The sequence below is a fragment of the Shewanella marina JCM 15074 genome (genome assembly GCF_000614975.1).
Classification (GTDB): Bacteria; Pseudomonadota; Gammaproteobacteria; order Enterobacterales; family Shewanellaceae; genus Shewanella; species Shewanella marina.
The window spans coordinates 57128-74096 of sequence record NZ_BALM01000013.1; the positions used below are offsets into that span (position 1 = coordinate 57128).

The window sequence follows — 16969 nt, forward strand, 5'->3', positions numbered from 1 at the left end:
TTTCATGAAAATGTATTTAAAGTAGATCTTGTGGATCTCGATCTAGGCTCCAACGGCAGCGTTTTGCCTCTGGTAATTGATCAATTTGCGGTAAAATTTGCTCAAACTCAAGTTGTAACCTAGCACGAGTTTTGGCTTGTAGCATTAATTGACGTCGATATTTACCGGCTTTTTTATCTAATGGTGCTGGTATTGGGCCAATAACTTCAAAGTCATCGTCCAATTGACACAGATTACAGATAGCATTGAGTAGGTTATCTGCATCTTGAGCGTCATGAGATTCCGCTCTAATTAATAACATATGCCATGCTGGCGGCAACTGTGCTTGATTACGCTCTTGTAATTGACTGCGCGCAAATTCACCGTAACCTCTGTGTAGTATATCACGTAAAATAGGGTTATCGCTTTGATGTGTTTGCAGTAAAACGGTACCGGGCTTATTGGCGCGACCTGCACGCCCTGCAACTTGAGTATAAAGCTGGCCAAAACGTTCTGGTGCCCTAAAGTCTGCACTAAAAAGGGCTCCATCAACATCTAATAATCCCACTAACGTAACATCTGGGAAGTGATGACCTTTGGCGAGCATTTGAGTGCCAAGTAAAATCTTATATTCACCTTTATGAATCGCGTTTAGGTGCTGTTCAAGACTGCCTTTGAGGCGAGTCGTGTCACGGTCAATTCGTACCACAGGATGATCTGGGAAAAGTTGCGTAAGGACTTGTTCTAATTGTTCCGTTCCTACACCTTGCCCCATTAACATCGTGCTACCACATTGGTGACATTGACGGGGAATGGCATATTGGTTACCACAGTGATGGCAGCATATTTCACCTAATGCTTGATGAACTGTGAAAAAAGCATCACAGCGATCACACTCATGCAGATAACCACACTCATGGCAAATCAATGCTGGGGCAAAACCGCGGCGGTTTAGAAACAATAATACTTGATTACCCGCATCAAGATGCAGTCTCATCTCATTAATGAGCGCGGTCGATAGTCCAGTATTAAGCGGCTGATTACGAATATCAATAATGCCCTGTTTAACTTTTTCAGCATTACCAGCACGTTGATTAAGTAATAGGTGGCGGTAACGTCCACTGAGAGCATTTTGCAGACTTTCTAATGATGGCGTTGCAGAACCAAGTAATACCGGAATTTTTTCTAAATTGCCACGCATAACCGCTAAATCACGAGCGTGATAACCAATGCCTTCTTGTTGTTTAAAACTCGCGTCATGTTCTTCATCAAGAATAATAATGCCTGGGTAGGCCATTGGCGTAAATAATGCCGAACGAGTGCCGATAATAATAGCCGCTTCGCCTGCGCTCGCTTGTCGCCATGCATGCAGACGCTGATTGTCGGTTAAACCAGAGTGAAGCACTGCCACTGTGACATTAAAACGGCGTTTAAATCGGTTAATCGTTTGTGGGGTAAGGCCTATTTCAGGTACAAGAATAAGGGCTTGTTTACCCTCATTAATAATACGCTCTAACGCGGCTAAATAAACTTCAGTTTTGCCCGAGCCTGTAATACCTTCTATTAAACATGTGGCATAGCCCGTGAGTTGATTAATCGCTGCAACGGCAATCGCTTGCTCTGGGTTTAATTTATGTGGTTGTTCATCTAAAACTGGCTTATGGCGCCAACTTAAATCAACTTCATGTTTGACATCTATTTGCTTAATAAAGCCTTTATCATGTAGTGCTTTTAATCCTGCTCGGCTTAGCTCAAGCAAATTAATATCGGCAGACTCTAGACTTTGTTGTTGTAAATATTGAATAATTTTACGTTGCGCGGGGGCTTTTTTAAATTGCTCTAGTGCCGCTTCTTTACCTGTTTGAGATAATACCCAGCAGCTTTTATCTTTGCTATTGGTATCGGCTCCCTTCCTTAGTGCAACAGGGAGGGCTTGGGTGAGCATTTGTCCTTGGCTACAAAAATAATAGCGAGCTGCCCATAAAGTTAATTTGAAAAGACTTTCTGGCAAAATTGCTTGTTGGTCTAATATTTCTAGTATGGGTTTTATTTTTGCAGGTGGCAGCGAGCACTGATCCATTACAGCTGTGATCAGTCCGATTAATTGAACCCTGCCAAAAGGGACTTTTACGCGAGCACCAATAACAGGCGTTATCGCTATCGTTGTTGGCACGCTATAACTGAAGTTTTGCCGTAACGGTACAGGCAAAGCTACTTCGACAAAAAGAGTCATACAAGCATAATTTTAACTATTCAATCGGTTAAGTTTACAGAGCATCAGTTTGTAGAGCCAGTAGATTTAAATTTGGAGGCACTATGAAGGGATTAAGTTTTAATGTTGCAGCTTATATTGCATTGATATTGTTGTTCATTGGAGGAACTCAAGTCGCCAGTGCGAATGATAATACGCAGAAGCTGCAAGATAATGGGCCTGTTATATGGACCAATACATTAGTCATTGAAAGCGATAATGGACAAAATTGTACCTTGTCTTATCGTGATGACGAAACGTTATGGAGTATTGCAAAACGCTATGCTCTCCTATGGAAAGTCAATATTTACGCTGCTATGTTAGCGATATATCAGAAAAACCCGCATGCTTTTTATCAATATAAAATCAATGGGTTATTACCTGGTAAAAGGTTGCTATGTCCATCCAATTATTTGTTATTGAGTCAGGGTAACAAGGCTGAGGCAAAGGCCCATTATCTCGCATTAGTTAATGGTCAATAATTAGCTTGTATCGCTGTGGTAGATACTGTACTATTGCGCGTCAAAATTTCTATTAACCGCATGTGGTGTCCGACTTCGGGTTGGAAGAGCGACATGGCCTTAAACTTGAGGTAATTCCAATGAAACCAGGTATCCATCCTGAATATGCAGAAATCACTTGTACTTGTACTTGTGGTAACGTTATTAAGATCAACTCTACTGCTGGTAAGAACATCCACTTAGACGTATGTGGTGATTGTCACCCATTCTATACTGGTACGCAGAAAGTTGTTGATACTGGTGGACGTATTGACAAGTTCAACAAGCGTTTCGGTATGCTTAGCAAGAAGTAATCACTTCTGCATTGAATTTAAAAAAGGCGCCTTCAGGCGCCTTTTTACGTTTTAGAAAATGCTTTTTTATATCAAAAGGTTATTTTTTATTAAGTTATTTATCAAAAAACAGTGTTTGCTTTTGAAATACCTGTAATCTTGTAATTTTACCAATCTTCCTTGTGAAACATAGGCTATATAAGCGATATAACAGCATTGTTTATGTATTATAATTACAAAATATGGCAAAAAAACTTTGAATAACAGCATTGTTGCTGTTTATATTTCGCAGTTGCTCCATATTTATTTGTTAAGCCTCTGAAAAAACGAATCTCCAGCTTGAAATCAAATTGTAATCGGGTATTGTTGTGCTGAATATTGAGTCAATCTCATCTAATTATAATTAACCATTGCGCCTTTTAGGATCAACAATAATGACCGACTTCCGTCAGCAAGCCTTGGACTATCATGAATTCCCTATTCCGGGTAAAACAGCCGTTACTTTAACTAAACCTGCCAATAATAGTCATGACTTAGCACTTGCTTATAGCCCTGGAGTGGCAGAGCCCGTAAGAGAAATTGCTTCAAATCCAGATGATGCTTACCGTTATACCAATAAAGGTAATACTGTTGCGGTGATTACCAATGGTACTGCGATTTTAGGATTGGGCAATTTAGGTCCATTAGCCTCAAAGCCTGTAATGGAAGGTAAGGCATTACTATTCAAGCACTTTGCAAATATTGATGCGACTGATATTGAAGTTAAGCATAGAACAACTGAAGAGTTTATTAATACGGTTGAGGCTATTGCGGATACGTTTGGTGGTATTAACCTTGAAGATATTAAAGCGCCTGAGTGTTTTGAGATTGAGCGTGAATTAATTGAACGCTGCCAAGTGCCTGTTTTTCATGATGACCAGCATGGCACTGCAATCGTAACCGCTGCAGGCATGATTAATGCCTTAGAAATTCAGGGTAAAGAGTTGTGCAAAGCCACTTTTGTATGTTTAGGTGCTGGTGCAGCGGCTATTGCTTGTATGACGATGTTGGTTAAGTGTGGTGCTCAACGTGAAAACATCTATATGTTAGACCGTCAGGGCGTGATCCATACTCGTCGCGATGACATCAATGAGTATAAGGCTTTATTTGCCAATAATACTGATAAGCGCACTTTACAAGATGTGATTACTGATGCAGATGTATTCTTAGGATTATCTGGCGCTGATTTATTAACTGCTGAAGACGTGGCGTTGATGGCTCCTAATCCAGTTATTTTTGCTTGTTCAAATCCAGATCCTGAAATTAAACCTGAATTAGCTCACGCGGTGCGTCAAGATATCATTATGGGGACAGGGCGCAGTGATTATCCAAATCAAGTCAATAATGTACTGTGTTTCCCGTTTATTTTCCGTGGTGCTTTAGATGTGCGTGCATCTTGCATTAATGATGAAATGAAAATTGCTGCAGTTAAGGCGATTGCTGAATTAGCTAAAGAGCCTGTTCCTGAGTCTGTGCTTGCAGCATATCCAAACGTGACAGAACTAAACTTTGGCGCAGAATATGTATTACCTAAGCCAATGGACCCAAGATTATTACCTCGTATTGCCCATGCGGTTGCGACTGCGGCAATTGAATCTGGTGTTGCTGCACTAACTCAGTTACCAACGCATTACGCTTAATCATTTAATCGTCGTGTGAGTATAAGGAGGCCTCGGCCTCCTTTTTGATTTTATAAGGTATGCTATTCCTGCATAGATGTGCCTTGAATTGAACTTGCTTAAACGCTCCTGAAAATCGCAACTTCAAGTTGTTTGGGTATAAATGTTGATTTTCATTAGTTGTTGCTCAATAATTGTGCTTAAGTAGGCATTTATAACACATGACCAGCGTTAGATTTTAGATATAAGTCGTCCTCAGGATGTAGGCAACAATTTGGTTTTGTGTCGCGCTCGGTTTTATACTAATCAGCAGGAAGCTGTTTATGAAATTAACCCAAATATTGATTCAAAAATTAACTAGGTTTTGGCTTGTATCGTTAGCTGCTGTTGCTTTTATATTCTTGTTAACTGCCTATATTAGCTTTACTCATTTAAGTTATAAGTTTCAAAATCAACAAGTGGATGAGATTGAATCCATTCTAGTTGAAAATTATGCCCAATCTGGATTTAATCAAGTCTCTCCGTGGTTACCCTCATTATTAAAAGCGTTTAATACAGAATCGTTTCAGCTATATCAGCAGCAACAATTGATTTTTAACTATCAAGATCAGCTTGGGCTTGAGCATTATGTGCAATATCGTGTTGATCTTGATTTGCCTCAGTCTAGCCATTTTTTGATTAAAATGGCGCCTCCTTATATTTTACATCGCTTTACTATGACGGAATGGCAAGTGCTGATCTTTGGTTTGATTGCGGTCATTGTTTTTGTTCGGTTTGGCTATTTATGGTACAGCTCGCAGTTGCAAGGTATAGAGTCTCTGGCAAAACGCAGTCAATACATCGTGATGAAAGAGTATGATCGCGCCCGTAGTTTTAAGGAGGCGATTAAACCTAAGATTATCGATCAAGCATTAACACAGTTATTAGATGAATTGGAGGATGCGCAACAAGAGCGGTCGCGGTTTGATAAATTTATTCGAGCCAATACCTTTTTGGATGCAGAAACTGGGATTGGTAATATTTTATTTCTTAATAATCGTCTAAATGCACTGAGTTATGAACATAAAATGATTGCTCATGGCGCCGTGTTGTTAATTGAGTTTGAAGATTTAGAGTTAATGTCTAAAAAAGTAGGTTCAAGCCAAATGCTTGAGCTATTGCACCTTGCCATTAATGGTATTAATCAATTATTGCAGGCTCATCCTGATTCAATTTTTGCCCGCCGTAATGACAATCAGTTTGCGATTATTGTGCCGCAACTGTCGTTACTTGAAGCTGAGCAGCTTGCTGCTAAAATTCTGAAAGTCTGTCTACATTTACCGGTAAGTCCGTTATACCAGCAAGATAATATTTTGCATTTAGGATGTGCCTATTATAAAGAACAAGACAGTAAAGCTGGCGTTGTTGAAGAAGCGGATATGGCATTAAGAGCGGCGCAACTACAAGGTAATAATACTTGGTTTATGTATGATAAAGGGGCGGTTGATGCTGAATTTAATCGTGGTTCTGTACGTTGGCGGGCATTATTAGAAGATGCATTAACGAAGAAACGCTTTGGTATTATTTCGCAACCCGTTATTGATAGTGATGACCTTATTGATCATCGTGAAGTTTTTGCTACGGTTAAAGATACACATGGAAACGTCATTAAAGCTCATTTGTTTATTCCAATGGCGGTGAAATGTGGCTTAATGCCTAAAATTGAACGGCAAATTATAGAAAAGATATTATTCGAAGTTTTGCCTCAGGCTGAATCTTCAAAACAATATTATGCGATTAATTTAAGTTTAGATTCGTTGCAAAATAAAGCTTTTGTTGGTTGGTTAACTCGAATTTTATTGGAGTATCGACATTATGTTGATCAGCTCATTTTTGAGGTCAGCGAAAATGTTGTTATTGCGCATCAACAGCAGCTGTTACCTATTTTTAAAATGATCAAAAAAATGGGGGCTAGAATTTGTGTTGATCATGTTGGGCAGCAAGTGGTCAGTACGCAGTACATCAAGCTATTTCAATTTGATTTAATTAAGCTGCATCGTTCAATTGTTAGTCAAATCCATATGTCACCTGAGAACCAATTATTTATTCGTAGTTTGATTGGCAGTTTGTACCGTACCGATGTACAAGTATTTGCTCAAGGTGTTGAGTCGTTTGAAGAATGGCAGATTTTAAGAATTTTAGGTGTGAGTGCCGCACAAGGCAGTTATTTCTTTAAGCCCGCTGCATAAATACAAGTGTAATATGTTTATTAACAAATAGTTAACTTGTTTATGGGTATGGATAAGTTTATTATATAGTGTGATTTTTCGTGAGGTCTCAGTCGTAATAATGATGAGTCACGAGAGAAAATATTAATATTAAAAATCAATGTTGGATAACCGCTGCGTCAAATAACTAAGATTAGCAACACTTGTAGCATTGTTGTTTTATCGACAAAATTCATGGATAAAAATTGTGTTTAATAGATTAATGTTTTGGCGCAAATCAAGTTCGTTACCGCAGATAGGCCTGTTTCTAGGCTTAGATAAAGCATGGGTATATGTTCCGCAAACCGCTAATACACCGATTAGAACTGAAGAATTAGATTATCAATCAAACGGTTGGGACTCTCTATTCGCACAAATAGCCGATGATTTCGGGCATTGTGAACTCTCTATCGTACTTTCACCAAAGCTATACCAATTATTAATTGCCGATAAACCAGCGGTAGAAGGTGATGAGTTGGCTAGCGCCTTGCTTTGGTCAATTAAAGATATGGTGTCAATTCCAGTTCATAATATTCATTTAGACTACTTTGAATCACCCATTACCAACTCGTCTAAACTACAAGTTGTGGTTGCCGATAAAGCAATGTTATCTAAATTATGTGCCAGTGCTCAGGATTATAAGTTAACAATTGCCAATATTGGCGTCGAAGAATTGACGCTGAGCAATCTATTTGTATCAGATAAACATGCTCATATGATTGTTTGTTTAGTGCCCGGTCAAGATCTGTTACTGGCAGTGGTGCGTGAAGGCGCATTATATATGCAACGTCATGTGCGTGGTTTTGGCGAGCTGTATAAAATGAATGCAGAACAGCTTTCTTATGGTATCGCTGATAATTTGACTTTAGAGATGCAGCGTTCGATGGATTATTTCGAAAGCTTATTGCATCAATCTCCTGTTGCCTCAATAGAGCTTTTAATGGATGGCGAAGTGAATGCATTAGCCCAACTTTTAACGCCTAATTTTAATCAACCCGTGAATGTGATTGAAAAAATGTCAGTAGAGACGACTTTAGCGATGTTGGCCTATAGCGAGTGCACGCGAGCTGCAAATGTGAGTGAGGCCTCTGATGAGTAAGTTAAGAGTTAATTTATTTTCAGAAGCATTATTGCCGCCTAAATTACGTTTATCGTTTGAACATTTAATGATGACAAGCGCAGCAATTGTAGTGATTGCGATATTACTGATGATGTGGAGTTATTGGGAGTTTAGCCAAACTCAAGTTGCGCTTAGTCAGCAACAAGATAAGCAGCTCATATTATCAACAAATAAAGAAAAGTTAGAGCAGCAGCTCTCTCTAAAAGTCGCAGGACAAGCATTAGTTGCTCAAGTTAAGCGTGAGACAGAGCAATTAGCATTGAAGAATGAGCTACTTATTCATCTTAAACAGCGTCAGCTCCAACCTGACAATCAAGGTTTTGCGACAGCGTTAACTGATCTGGCTCAAGTGACAACCGATGCTGTCTGGCTGAGCCGTATTCAAATGGGTAACGGCCACTATCAATTTGATGGTTTTGCATTGCAACCTAAAAATGTACCACAGTGGATTGAGCGTCTAGAGTCAACTCAAGCCTTTAGCGGTCAAACATTTGCTTCTATGACAATGAGCCGCGGTAAAGATCAACCATTAGCATTTAGTTTGCAGAGTCAAATTGTGACGAAAGAAAAAGCGGCGGGGAGCAACCAATGAAGCAAAGATGGGTTGTAATAGGCCAAAAATTTAATGCGTTAACCGAACGTGAGCGCATCATGATTGCGACTGCGCTTTTTGTTGTGTTAGCCAGTGTTGCGTATTTGATTTTAGATGATGGTTGGATGAAGCAGCAGCAATTACAGTCACAGCTTGATTCACTGACTACTGATAATCAGTTACTGCAGTTGCACATAGAAGGTTATCAACAACGTCTTAAAATTAATCCAGACGATGAATATCGCAAGAAATTAGCGGATATTGAATTACAAACAGATAGCGCAGATCAAAAACTTAAACAGCAAATGGTTGATATGATCCCTGCCGATGACATGGCGCAAGTGTTATCACAGCTGCTAAGTAAAGTGAAAGGTTTAAAATTAATTGAGTTTAACTCGATTGCCGCAGTGCCATTATTGAAAGATAAAGATCATAACAAGATGAATTTATACCGTCATGGTATTCGTATTGTGTTTGAAGGTGATTATTTTTCAACGTTAAGATTTGTTGAATCGGTAGAGCAATTACCATCAAGGTTATATTGGAATAAGCTAGATTATGTGGTGGATAAGTATCCAATTGCCAAAGTCGAGCTAGAATTAAATACCTTGAGTATCAATAAGGACTTTATCAGTGTTGCCAGTAAAAACTAGTTATTTGTATTTGATAGGTTCGCTCTTGGTGCTGTCGCTGACAACGGCTGAAGCTGCTGCATTAAAAGATCCTACGCGTCCAGCGGCTTATGCTGGGCAGCAACACACAGAAAGTATTGAATCTGGCGATTTGGTCTTAAATAGTGTGGTTAAAGCGGGCCGTGATGCTATTGCTGTTATCAATAACAATATGTATAAAGTCGGCGCGCGAGTACAAGGTGTACGTATTAAATATATTGGCGATAGCTACGTTAAATTAGCAGATGGTCGTCAATTAAACTTGTTTCAATCAGTTAAAAATTCCAAGGGAAATATACCTAAATGACCGTGATTAAATACATGATGCCTTTGCTATCACTATTTTTAGTGGCTTGCCAGACCACGGATCGGCCACAGCCTGTGGCAGCGAAAGAAGCTCTTGAAAATTCGATTAAAGCTGATGCACTAAAAAATGCAACACCACCGCCGCCAGCATTGCCTGCAAGCGTGCAGCAAGAGTTAGCGTCATCTGGTTTATTAACGGGTGTTGCCGCGCTACCTAAAAGCGAGCGTCGTTTTGATGTGTCTGCAAATGGTGTTGAAGCCAAAGTGTTCTTTTCTAGCTTAGTACAAGGTACTAATCTAAGTGTTGCAGTTGCTCCCGGCGTCACAGGTACTATTTCGCTAGCGTTAAAAGGTGTAACCCTAAGTGAAGCCTTGCAAGTCGTTGAAGATATGTATGGTTATGAAGTATCTCGCCAAGGCCGAGTGCTACAAATTTACCCAGCAGGCATGCGCACTGAAACATTCCCACTCAATTATTTAGATATGCAACGCCAAGGTTTATCGTTGACTTCAGTTAACTCTGGTCGTATTTCTGATAATGATAATAGCGGTGATAGCAGTTCAAGTTCTGATGTTTCTGGTGATAACAATAATAACGATAGTAGCGATAGCGAAGGTGGTAGTGAAGCCACTAACGGTACATTTATCCGCTCTAAAACTAAAACAGATTTCTGGGGCGAGTTACAAAAAACCTTAGTATCGATTGTGGGATCATCTGGTGGTGGACGTCAGGTGGTGGTATCACCACAAGCGGGCTTAGTGACGGTTCGAGCTTACCCTAATGAGCTTCGTCAAGTTCGTCATTTCTTAAATACTGCCGAAGAGCATTTACAGCGTCAGGTGATTCTAGAAGCTAAAGTTTTAGAGGTTACTTTATCTGATGGCTATCAGCAGGGTATTCACTGGCAGCAGATTTTAGGCAGCGCGGGTCACGGTGGTAATACGAGCATTGATTTTGGTACCAGTGGCGGTACTTTTGGTGATCAAATTACCAATGCGATTGGTGGCATTACCACCATTGGCGTAAAAGGAGCTGATTTTGCGGCAATGATCAGTTTACTGGATACTCAAGGTGATGTTGATGTGTTATCTAGCCCACGAGTGACTGCGACTAATAACCAAAAAGCTGTGATTAAAGTGGGTAAAGACGAATACTTCGTGACGAACGTGTCATCAACCACGATTGCGGGTTCAACAACCACAAGTTCGACTCCACAAGTACAGTTAACGCCGTTCTTCTCTGGTATTGCACTTGATGTAACTCCTCAGATTGATGGTACTGGTGATGTGTTATTGCATATTCACCCATCAGTGATTGATGTGAAAGAGCAAACTAAAGAAGTAGAATTATCTGCTGACTCAATTTTGAAACTACCATTAGCGCAAAGCGAAATCAGAGAGTCTGATACCGTGATTAAAGCACGTTCAGGTTCAGTAGTTGTGATCGGCGGTTTGATGAAAACTGAAAATCGCGATGTGGTTTCAAAAGTTCCATTATTAGGTGATATTCCATTCTTAGGCGAGGCATTTACTAACCGCAGTAAAGTGAAAACCAAAACTGAGTTAGTGATCTTATTGAAGCCGACCGTAGTAGGTAATGATACTTGGGCCAAAGAGCTACAGCGTTCAAAAGCACTACTAGAGCGTTGGTATCCTCAGGAGCAATAATTCTGCATGTACTTGCAACATTTCGGCCTAAAAGAAGTGCCATTTTCATTAACTCCGAATACGGACTTCTTTTTAGGTTTGCCATCACATGTGGAGGCGTTGCAGGTACTGCAAATAGCGCTACAAACCGGTGAAGGCTTTATTAAAGTTACTGGTGAAGTGGGAACAGGTAAAACCCTTATTTGTCGTAAGTTGATTAATGAGTTACCTGATAATTATCGTTGTGCTTACCTTCCTAATCCTTTTCTTAGCCCAGCCGAAATGCGCTGGGCTGTTGCGCTTGAACTTGGGCTAACGTTTTCTGCTGATATCGATCAATTACAGCTTTCTATTTTGATCCAGCAACAGTTACTGGCATTAAGTGGGCAGGGGCTATCGATTGTGATGGTACTTGATGAAGCACAAGCCTTGCCTGATGAAACATTGGAAGCGTTGCGTTTATTCACTAACTTAGAAACTGAAAAACGCAAATTGATCCAAGTGGTACTGTTTGGTCAGCCGGAATTAGATCAACGTTTAAAACAAGATAAATTTAGACAGTTGCGGCAGCGTATTACCTTCAGTTACTCACTCAGGCCTTTGAATAATAGTGAAGGACAAGCGTATATTCAGCATCGTTTAGCTAAAGCAGGACGGCAAGGGCAGCCGCTATTTACCGGTAAACAAACCGCTAAAATAACGACGTTAGCACGCGGGATCCCACGGCTAATTAACATTTTGGCGCATAAATCTTTAATGCTGAGTTATGGTGAAGGAAAAGCTCAGGTATTAGATCGGCATTTACGCGCAGCCGCGGTCGATACCATAGATGTGCAAGGTTCAACTAAACACACAGTGTTATGGATGCTAGGTGCGTCACTGTTAATGGTGGCGGCATTAACTGGCTATTATTTTTATTTTGGAGTAACACCATGAGTGTGATTAATAAGGTGCTAAAAGATCTTGATCAGCGCCAACAGCCCCATGGTATGGATAATATTACCGCAGCCCATGCGGTGTATCCTGTCCGCAGTGCGCGTTGGCCTTGGGTATTCGTGGCAATATTGATGATCTTAGCTGCTGGCTATTTTGGTTACTGGCTGCACGGCAATGCCGAAACAACCTTAGCGTCAAAAGCAGCCGTTGTCGCTGAATCAACCCCTGTACCTAAATCGACAACAGTACCAGCGCAGAGTGCAGATAAGGCTAGTGTGACAAAGACCAGCACAGTACAAGTCAATACTTCACAAGCAATACAAGTCACTGAGCCTATTGGAGCTACGCAGGCAGACCTTACTGCAACAGTGAGTGATACTAAGCCAAGTGGCCAAACTGCAATCGTGCAACAAGTGCCAGAGGCTCAAGTTGATCAAATCAATGAGGCTGCAGCGCAAACGGCTAAACAACAACAGTTAACGGTATTAGCTAACAAAGTGATTGCAACACCAACGCCCCAAACGAGCACGGTAACCGAGACACCAAAAGCAGATAAACAACCCGCGCAAACTCCGTCGCCAGCAGTGACTGAAACACAAGTTATGCGTCAGGCGGAAGCGGCATCATCGACTAAAGCTCAGCAAGGCACGATGGCAGTGACCGAGGTAAAATTAACACCTCAACAATTGGCTAAAAAGCGTTTTGGGTTAGCTATGGATGCCAAGCGTAATGGTGATATGGATGATGCTATGCAACTGTTTAATCAAGTATTAACGATTGACGCTAGCATGCATCAAGCACGTAAACAGTTAGCGGCAATGTTTTATGGACGTCAGCAGTATATCCAGGCTTCAGAAGTGTTAGAGCAAGGATTAGCGTTATACCCAAAAGAATATGAATTTATTATTTTATTAGCTCGAGTACAGTTAGCTCAAGGCCATAATCAAGCCGTGCTAGCTTTATTAAAACAGATCCCTGCTAGTAGTAAATTTGCGATGGAAAAGTGGGCGCTGCAAAGTGATATTGCCCAAAAACTCGGTCAGTTTGAATTAGCCGAACAAGGTTACCGTAAGTTAGCTCAGCATCAACCAGAACAACCTCGGTGGTGGATGGGATTGGCTTATGCGCTAGATTCTCAAGCAAATTATACTGCTGCTAAGACGGCATATAAACAAGCCTTGTTATATCCAGGTTTATCATCGGCCGCAGAGCAATTTATTAAGACTCGGTTACAGCAGTTAGGAGAATAGCGGTGAAGCCAAAGTTAAAAATGCGTTTGGGCGACTTGTTAGTTCAAGAGCATATTATTTCTGAACAACAACTACAGCTGGCATTAACTGAGCACCAACTGAGTGGTAAAAAGTTAGGGCGTACCTTAATTGATTTATCATTTATTACCGAAAGACAGCTGCTGGAATTTTTATCGCAGCAGTTAAATCTGCCATTTTTAGATATCAGTAAGAAAGCGATCCCTGCTGCAACAGTTAATCTGTTAACAGAGGTACAAGCTCGACGTAATCGTGCATTAGTGGTTGAAGACAGTGGTACTTCAGTGCTGGTGGCAATGAGTGATCCCGCTGATATTCATGCTCTTGATACGCTTGAGACGTTACTCGCTCCTAAGGCATTGGATGTTGCGGTTGTGACAGAAAGACAGCTATTGGATGCATTTGATAATCTATATCGTCAAACCGATCAGATCGCTAAGATTGCAGGCAAACTTGAGCAAGAATATACCTCGTCTGAAATTTTCGACCTAAATGCAATTACCGCAGATGACAGTGATAATGAAACCACTGTGGTGAAGTTATTACAGTCAATTTTTGCTGATGCGGTACAAATGCGTGCATCAGATATTCATATTGAGCCGGGCGAAAAATCATTACGTATTCGCCAACGTATCGACGGTATCTTACACGAAAATATTTTAAAAGAAGTGAACATTGCAGGCGCATTAGTATTGCGTTTAAAGCTGATGGCAGGTCTTGATATTTCTGAAAAACGTTTACCGCAAGATGGCCGTTTTCATATCGAAGTGAAAGGCCATCAAATCGATGTGCGTATGTCGACTATGCCGATTTACCATGGTGAATCTGTGGTAATGCGTTTGCTGGATCAATCTGCTGGTTTATTTGAACTGGATAAAACCGGCATGCCAGAACATATGCTGAAACGGATCCGTAAACAGATCCGTAGACCCCATGGCATGTTATTGGTGACAGGACCTACGGGTAGCGGTAAAACCACCACGCTGTATGGTATTTTGTCAGAATTAAATACTGCTGAACGTAAAATTATTACTGTAGAAGATCCCGTGGAATATCAACTACCACGGATTAACCAAGTACAGGTAAACCATAAAATCGGTTTAGATTTCTCTAATGTACTGCGTACTACCTTACGTCAAGACCCTGACATTATCATGGTGGGTGAGATGCGTGACCAAGAGACTGCAGAAATTGGTCTACGTGGTGCATTGACTGGTCACTTTGTATTATCAACACTGCATACCAATGATGCGATCACCAGTGCGCTGCGTTTACTTGATATGGGGGCGGCGAGTTACTTAGTGGCGAGTGCGCTACGGGTTGTGATTGCGCAGCGTTTAGTGAGACGAGTATGTGATAACTGCGCGGCGCCTTATACTTTAACTGCACATGACAAAGCTTGGTTATCAAGTTTCTCTGACATTGATTTTAACCAGATGAGCTTGCGAGTTGGCCATGGCTGTCAAAGTTGTAATGGTAGTGGCTATCGTGGCCGTATTGGTATTTTTGAAATGCTTGAACTTGATGAAGCTATGATAGATGCAATGCGTAGTGGTAATCCGCAAGATTTTGCGATTGCAGCAAGAAAGAGCCCCAACTTTACTCCTTTAGCAGAATCTGCTTTGCATTACTTAGCATCGGGTCATACCACGATAGAAGAGATTGCGAAATTGATCGAAGATATTGATGGAATTGAAAACTTATCAGGCACTGACGAGGCATAGTTAAATGGCATCTTTCCAGTACCGAGGACGTAATTCTGAAGGCAAAGCCGTGACAGGCAATGTTGATGCTAGTGATGAGGGCGCAGCTGCCGATCAGCTGTTAGCTCGAGGCATTATTCCACTTGAAATTAATTTTGTTAAAGAGGTCAAATCTTTTGATCTCAATACCATTTTTGCTTCAAAAGTGAGCCTTGAAGAGCTACAAATTTTTACGCGACAGATGTACTCATTAACTCGTTCCGGTATTCCATTATTACGTGCGATTGCGGGGTTATCAGAAACCTCGCATTCACCGAGAATGGTCGCTGCACTTGATGATATTACAGAGCAGTTAACTTCTGGTCGGCCATTGTCATCGGCCATGAATCAACATCCTGATGTTTTTGATGCGCTGTTTGTGTCGATGATCCACGTAGGTGAGAATACCGGTAAATTGGAAGATGCCTTCTTACAATTGTCTGGCTATATTGAACGCGAACAAGAAACTCGCCGTCGCATTAAAGCCGCTATTCGTTATCCAATCTTTGTTTTAATGTCGATTGGTATTGCGATGGTCATTCTCAATATCTTTGTTATTCCAAAGTTTGCCAGTATGTTTGCCCGCTTTGGTGCAGAACTGCCATTGCCTACTCGGATCCTAATTGGTACCTCAAATTTCTTTGTTAATTACTGGTATTTATTGGCTTTGGGATTTGTGGCGCTAGTGATTGGCATCCGTTATTGGTTACATACTCCCAAAGGGGAGAAAAAGTGGGATCAGTGGAAATTACATTTACCCGTTGTAGGAACGATAATTGAGCGTTCCATTTTATCCCGTTATTGCCGCAGCTTTTCAATGATGTTGAGTTCAGGTGTGCCAATGACACAAGCATTAAGCTTGGTGGCTGATGCGGTTGATAATGCCTTTATGCATGACAATATTGTCGCGATGCGACGCGGTATTGAGGCGGGAGATTCCATGCTCAGAGCCTCGACCCAAAGTAAAATGTTCACTCCGCTGGTATTGCAAATGGTGGCGGTGGGTGAAGAAACGGGGCAAATCGATCAACTGTTAAATGATGCTGCTGATTTTTATGAAGGTGAAGTGGATTATGACCTGAAAAATCTAACCGCTAAGCTTGAGCCGATTTTGATCGGGGTTGTCGCTGTGATTGTATTGATCCTCGCATTGGGTATCTATCTGCCTATGTGGGATATGCTTAATGTCGTGAAAGGACAAGGCTAATGTTGCAAGACAAACTCAATGACAACATGAATCGATTGCATATATGGCTTATATCCGTTTCGATTATTCTATTTGTTATTGCCGTTGTCGCATGGCGTCATTTTGAACAGTTAACACCAGGATATGGTTACAGTGTCAAATTAGAGCAAGATCGTATTGCTTATGTGTTGGCTATGGTTAAAGGTCAATGGTTAAGCGTAGGGCAACCGCAGCAACTCAAAGTGGATTGGCAACTATTTGATGGCTTTCGGCCACAGCAAAAAGTGGTATTTGTGATGTCACAAGGTGGTTGGCCTGTTATTGAAAAAAACAGCGATTCAGGCTGCCAATTACTCTGGTATCAACTGCTAGGAAAAACAACATTCGAGCTCAATGTTGATACGTTTTACCTACATGACGCTAACACTTGCAATTATATTGATGCTAGAGGGGATACGTTGTCCTATCAATTAGGTAATGGAAGCGTCATTTTTTCGACAAACAGATAGCTAAATTGTATTTATCGCTACTAAAATATTGATTAAATGCTAAAATATTAGGCAAAGCAGAGTAC

Annotated in this window: 15 protein-coding genes; 14 read left to right on the forward strand and 1 reads right to left on the reverse strand. The window is 40.9% G+C overall.

Annotated elements, in window-relative coordinates:
* Window positions 1-16 precede the first annotated feature (16 nt).
* Window positions 17-2212 carry a primosomal protein N' gene (gene priA, locus JCM15074_RS11350; RefSeq protein WP_025821309.1) on the reverse strand — a complete coding sequence of 732 codons (2196 nt, stop codon included), beginning with the start codon at window positions 2210-2212 and terminating at the stop codon, window positions 17-19.
* 83 nt (window positions 2213-2295) lie between these two features.
* On the opposite strand from priA, the gene JCM15074_RS23590 reads away from it, so the two are divergent.
* The 14 genes from JCM15074_RS23590 to JCM15074_RS11420 all read left to right on the forward strand — a co-directional run bounded on the left by JCM15074_RS23590 (window position 2296) and on the right by JCM15074_RS11420 (window position 16904).
* Window positions 2296-2712 carry a FimV/HubP family polar landmark protein gene (locus JCM15074_RS23590; RefSeq protein ID WP_025821310.1) on the forward strand — a complete coding sequence of 139 codons (417 nt, stop codon included), beginning with the start codon at window positions 2296-2298 and terminating at the stop codon, window positions 2710-2712.
* 119 nt (window positions 2713-2831) lie between these two features.
* Window positions 2832-3044: a 50S ribosomal protein L31 gene (gene rpmE / locus JCM15074_RS11360; protein ID WP_025821311.1), complete on the forward strand. Its 213-nt coding sequence runs from the start codon at window positions 2832-2834 to the stop codon at window positions 3042-3044.
* A gap of 413 nt (window positions 3045-3457) precedes the next feature.
* Entirely contained in the window at window positions 3458-4702 is a 1245-nt protein-coding gene (locus JCM15074_RS11365; RefSeq protein WP_025821312.1) for a malic enzyme-like NAD(P)-binding protein, read from the forward strand.
* Between the two features lie 302 nt (window positions 4703-5004).
* Window positions 5005-6909 (forward strand): RNase E specificity factor CsrD, encoded by a 1905-nt coding sequence (gene csrD, locus JCM15074_RS11370; RefSeq protein ID WP_025821313.1) that lies wholly within the window; start codon window positions 5005-5007, stop codon window positions 6907-6909.
* Between the two features lie 226 nt (window positions 6910-7135).
* Entirely contained in the window at window positions 7136-8026 is an 891-nt protein-coding gene (locus JCM15074_RS11375; RefSeq protein ID WP_025821314.1) for a hypothetical protein, read from the forward strand.
* Complete coding sequence (locus tag JCM15074_RS11380) at window positions 8019-8639, forward strand: PilN domain-containing protein (protein ID WP_025821315.1); 621 nt, start codon at window positions 8019-8021, stop codon at window positions 8637-8639. Before JCM15074_RS11375 ends, JCM15074_RS11380 begins: the two co-directional genes overlap by 8 nt.
* Window positions 8636-9292, forward strand: coding sequence for a hypothetical protein (locus tag JCM15074_RS11385; protein WP_025821316.1), 657 nt, complete (start codon window positions 8636-8638; stop codon window positions 9290-9292). The genes JCM15074_RS11380 and JCM15074_RS11385 overlap by 4 nt, the downstream gene beginning before the upstream one ends.
* Window positions 9293-9320: 28 nt before the next feature.
* On the forward strand, window positions 9321-9617 hold the full coding sequence (locus tag JCM15074_RS11390) for a hypothetical protein (RefSeq protein WP_051536883.1): 297 nt from the start codon (window positions 9321-9323) through the stop codon (window positions 9615-9617).
* Entirely contained in the window at window positions 9614-11284 is a 1671-nt protein-coding gene (gene mshL / locus JCM15074_RS11395) for a pilus (MSHA type) biogenesis protein MshL (protein WP_025821318.1), read from the forward strand. The genes JCM15074_RS11390 and mshL overlap by 4 nt, the downstream gene beginning before the upstream one ends.
* Window positions 11285-11290: 6 nt before the next feature.
* A complete protein-coding gene (locus JCM15074_RS11400; RefSeq protein ID WP_025821319.1) occupies window positions 11291-12199 on the forward strand; it encodes an ExeA family protein in 909 nt (302 codons plus the stop codon).
* Entirely contained in the window at window positions 12196-13449 is a 1254-nt protein-coding gene (locus JCM15074_RS21925; protein ID WP_037469620.1) for a tetratricopeptide repeat protein, read from the forward strand. The genes JCM15074_RS11400 and JCM15074_RS21925 overlap by 4 nt, the downstream gene beginning before the upstream one ends.
* 2 nt (window positions 13450-13451) lie before the next feature.
* Window positions 13452-15191, forward strand: coding sequence for a GspE/PulE family protein (locus tag JCM15074_RS11410; RefSeq protein WP_025821320.1), 1740 nt, complete (start codon window positions 13452-13454; stop codon window positions 15189-15191).
* Window positions 15192-15195: 4 nt separating this feature from the next.
* Window positions 15196-16416 carry a type II secretion system F family protein gene (locus JCM15074_RS11415; RefSeq protein ID WP_025821321.1) on the forward strand — a complete coding sequence of 407 codons (1221 nt, stop codon included), beginning with the start codon at window positions 15196-15198 and terminating at the stop codon, window positions 16414-16416.
* Window positions 16416-16904: a hypothetical protein gene (locus JCM15074_RS11420; protein WP_025821322.1), complete on the forward strand. Its 489-nt coding sequence runs from the start codon at window positions 16416-16418 to the stop codon at window positions 16902-16904. Before JCM15074_RS11415 ends, JCM15074_RS11420 begins: the two co-directional genes overlap by 1 nt.
* The last annotated feature ends 65 nt before the right edge of the window (window positions 16905-16969 follow it).

Coding starts and splice junctions, on each gene's coding strand:
- priA (WP_025821309.1), bottom strand. CDS start 2,212: ATGACTCTTTTTGTCGAAGTAGCTTTGCCTGTACCGTTACGGCAAAAC.
- JCM15074_RS23590 (WP_025821310.1), top strand. CDS start 2,296: ATGAAGGGATTAAGTTTTAATGTTGCAGCTTATATTGCATTGATATTG.
- rpmE (WP_025821311.1), top strand. CDS start 2,832: ATGAAACCAGGTATCCATCCTGAATATGCAGAAATCACTTGTACTTGT.
- JCM15074_RS11365 (WP_025821312.1), top strand. CDS start 3,458: ATGACCGACTTCCGTCAGCAAGCCTTGGACTATCATGAATTCCCTATT.
- csrD (WP_025821313.1), top strand. CDS start 5,005: ATGAAATTAACCCAAATATTGATTCAAAAATTAACTAGGTTTTGGCTT.
- JCM15074_RS11380 (WP_025821315.1), top strand. CDS start 8,019: ATGAGTAAGTTAAGAGTTAATTTATTTTCAGAAGCATTATTGCCGCCT.
- JCM15074_RS11385 (WP_025821316.1), top strand. CDS start 8,636: ATGAAGCAAAGATGGGTTGTAATAGGCCAAAAATTTAATGCGTTAACC.
- mshL (WP_025821318.1), top strand. CDS start 9,614: ATGACCGTGATTAAATACATGATGCCTTTGCTATCACTATTTTTAGTG.
- JCM15074_RS11400 (WP_025821319.1), top strand. CDS start 11,291: ATGTACTTGCAACATTTCGGCCTAAAAGAAGTGCCATTTTCATTAACT.
- JCM15074_RS21925 (WP_037469620.1), top strand. CDS start 12,196: ATGAGTGTGATTAATAAGGTGCTAAAAGATCTTGATCAGCGCCAACAG.
- JCM15074_RS11415 (WP_025821321.1), top strand. CDS start 15,196: ATGGCATCTTTCCAGTACCGAGGACGTAATTCTGAAGGCAAAGCCGTG.
- JCM15074_RS11420 (WP_025821322.1), top strand. CDS start 16,416: ATGTTGCAAGACAAACTCAATGACAACATGAATCGATTGCATATATGG.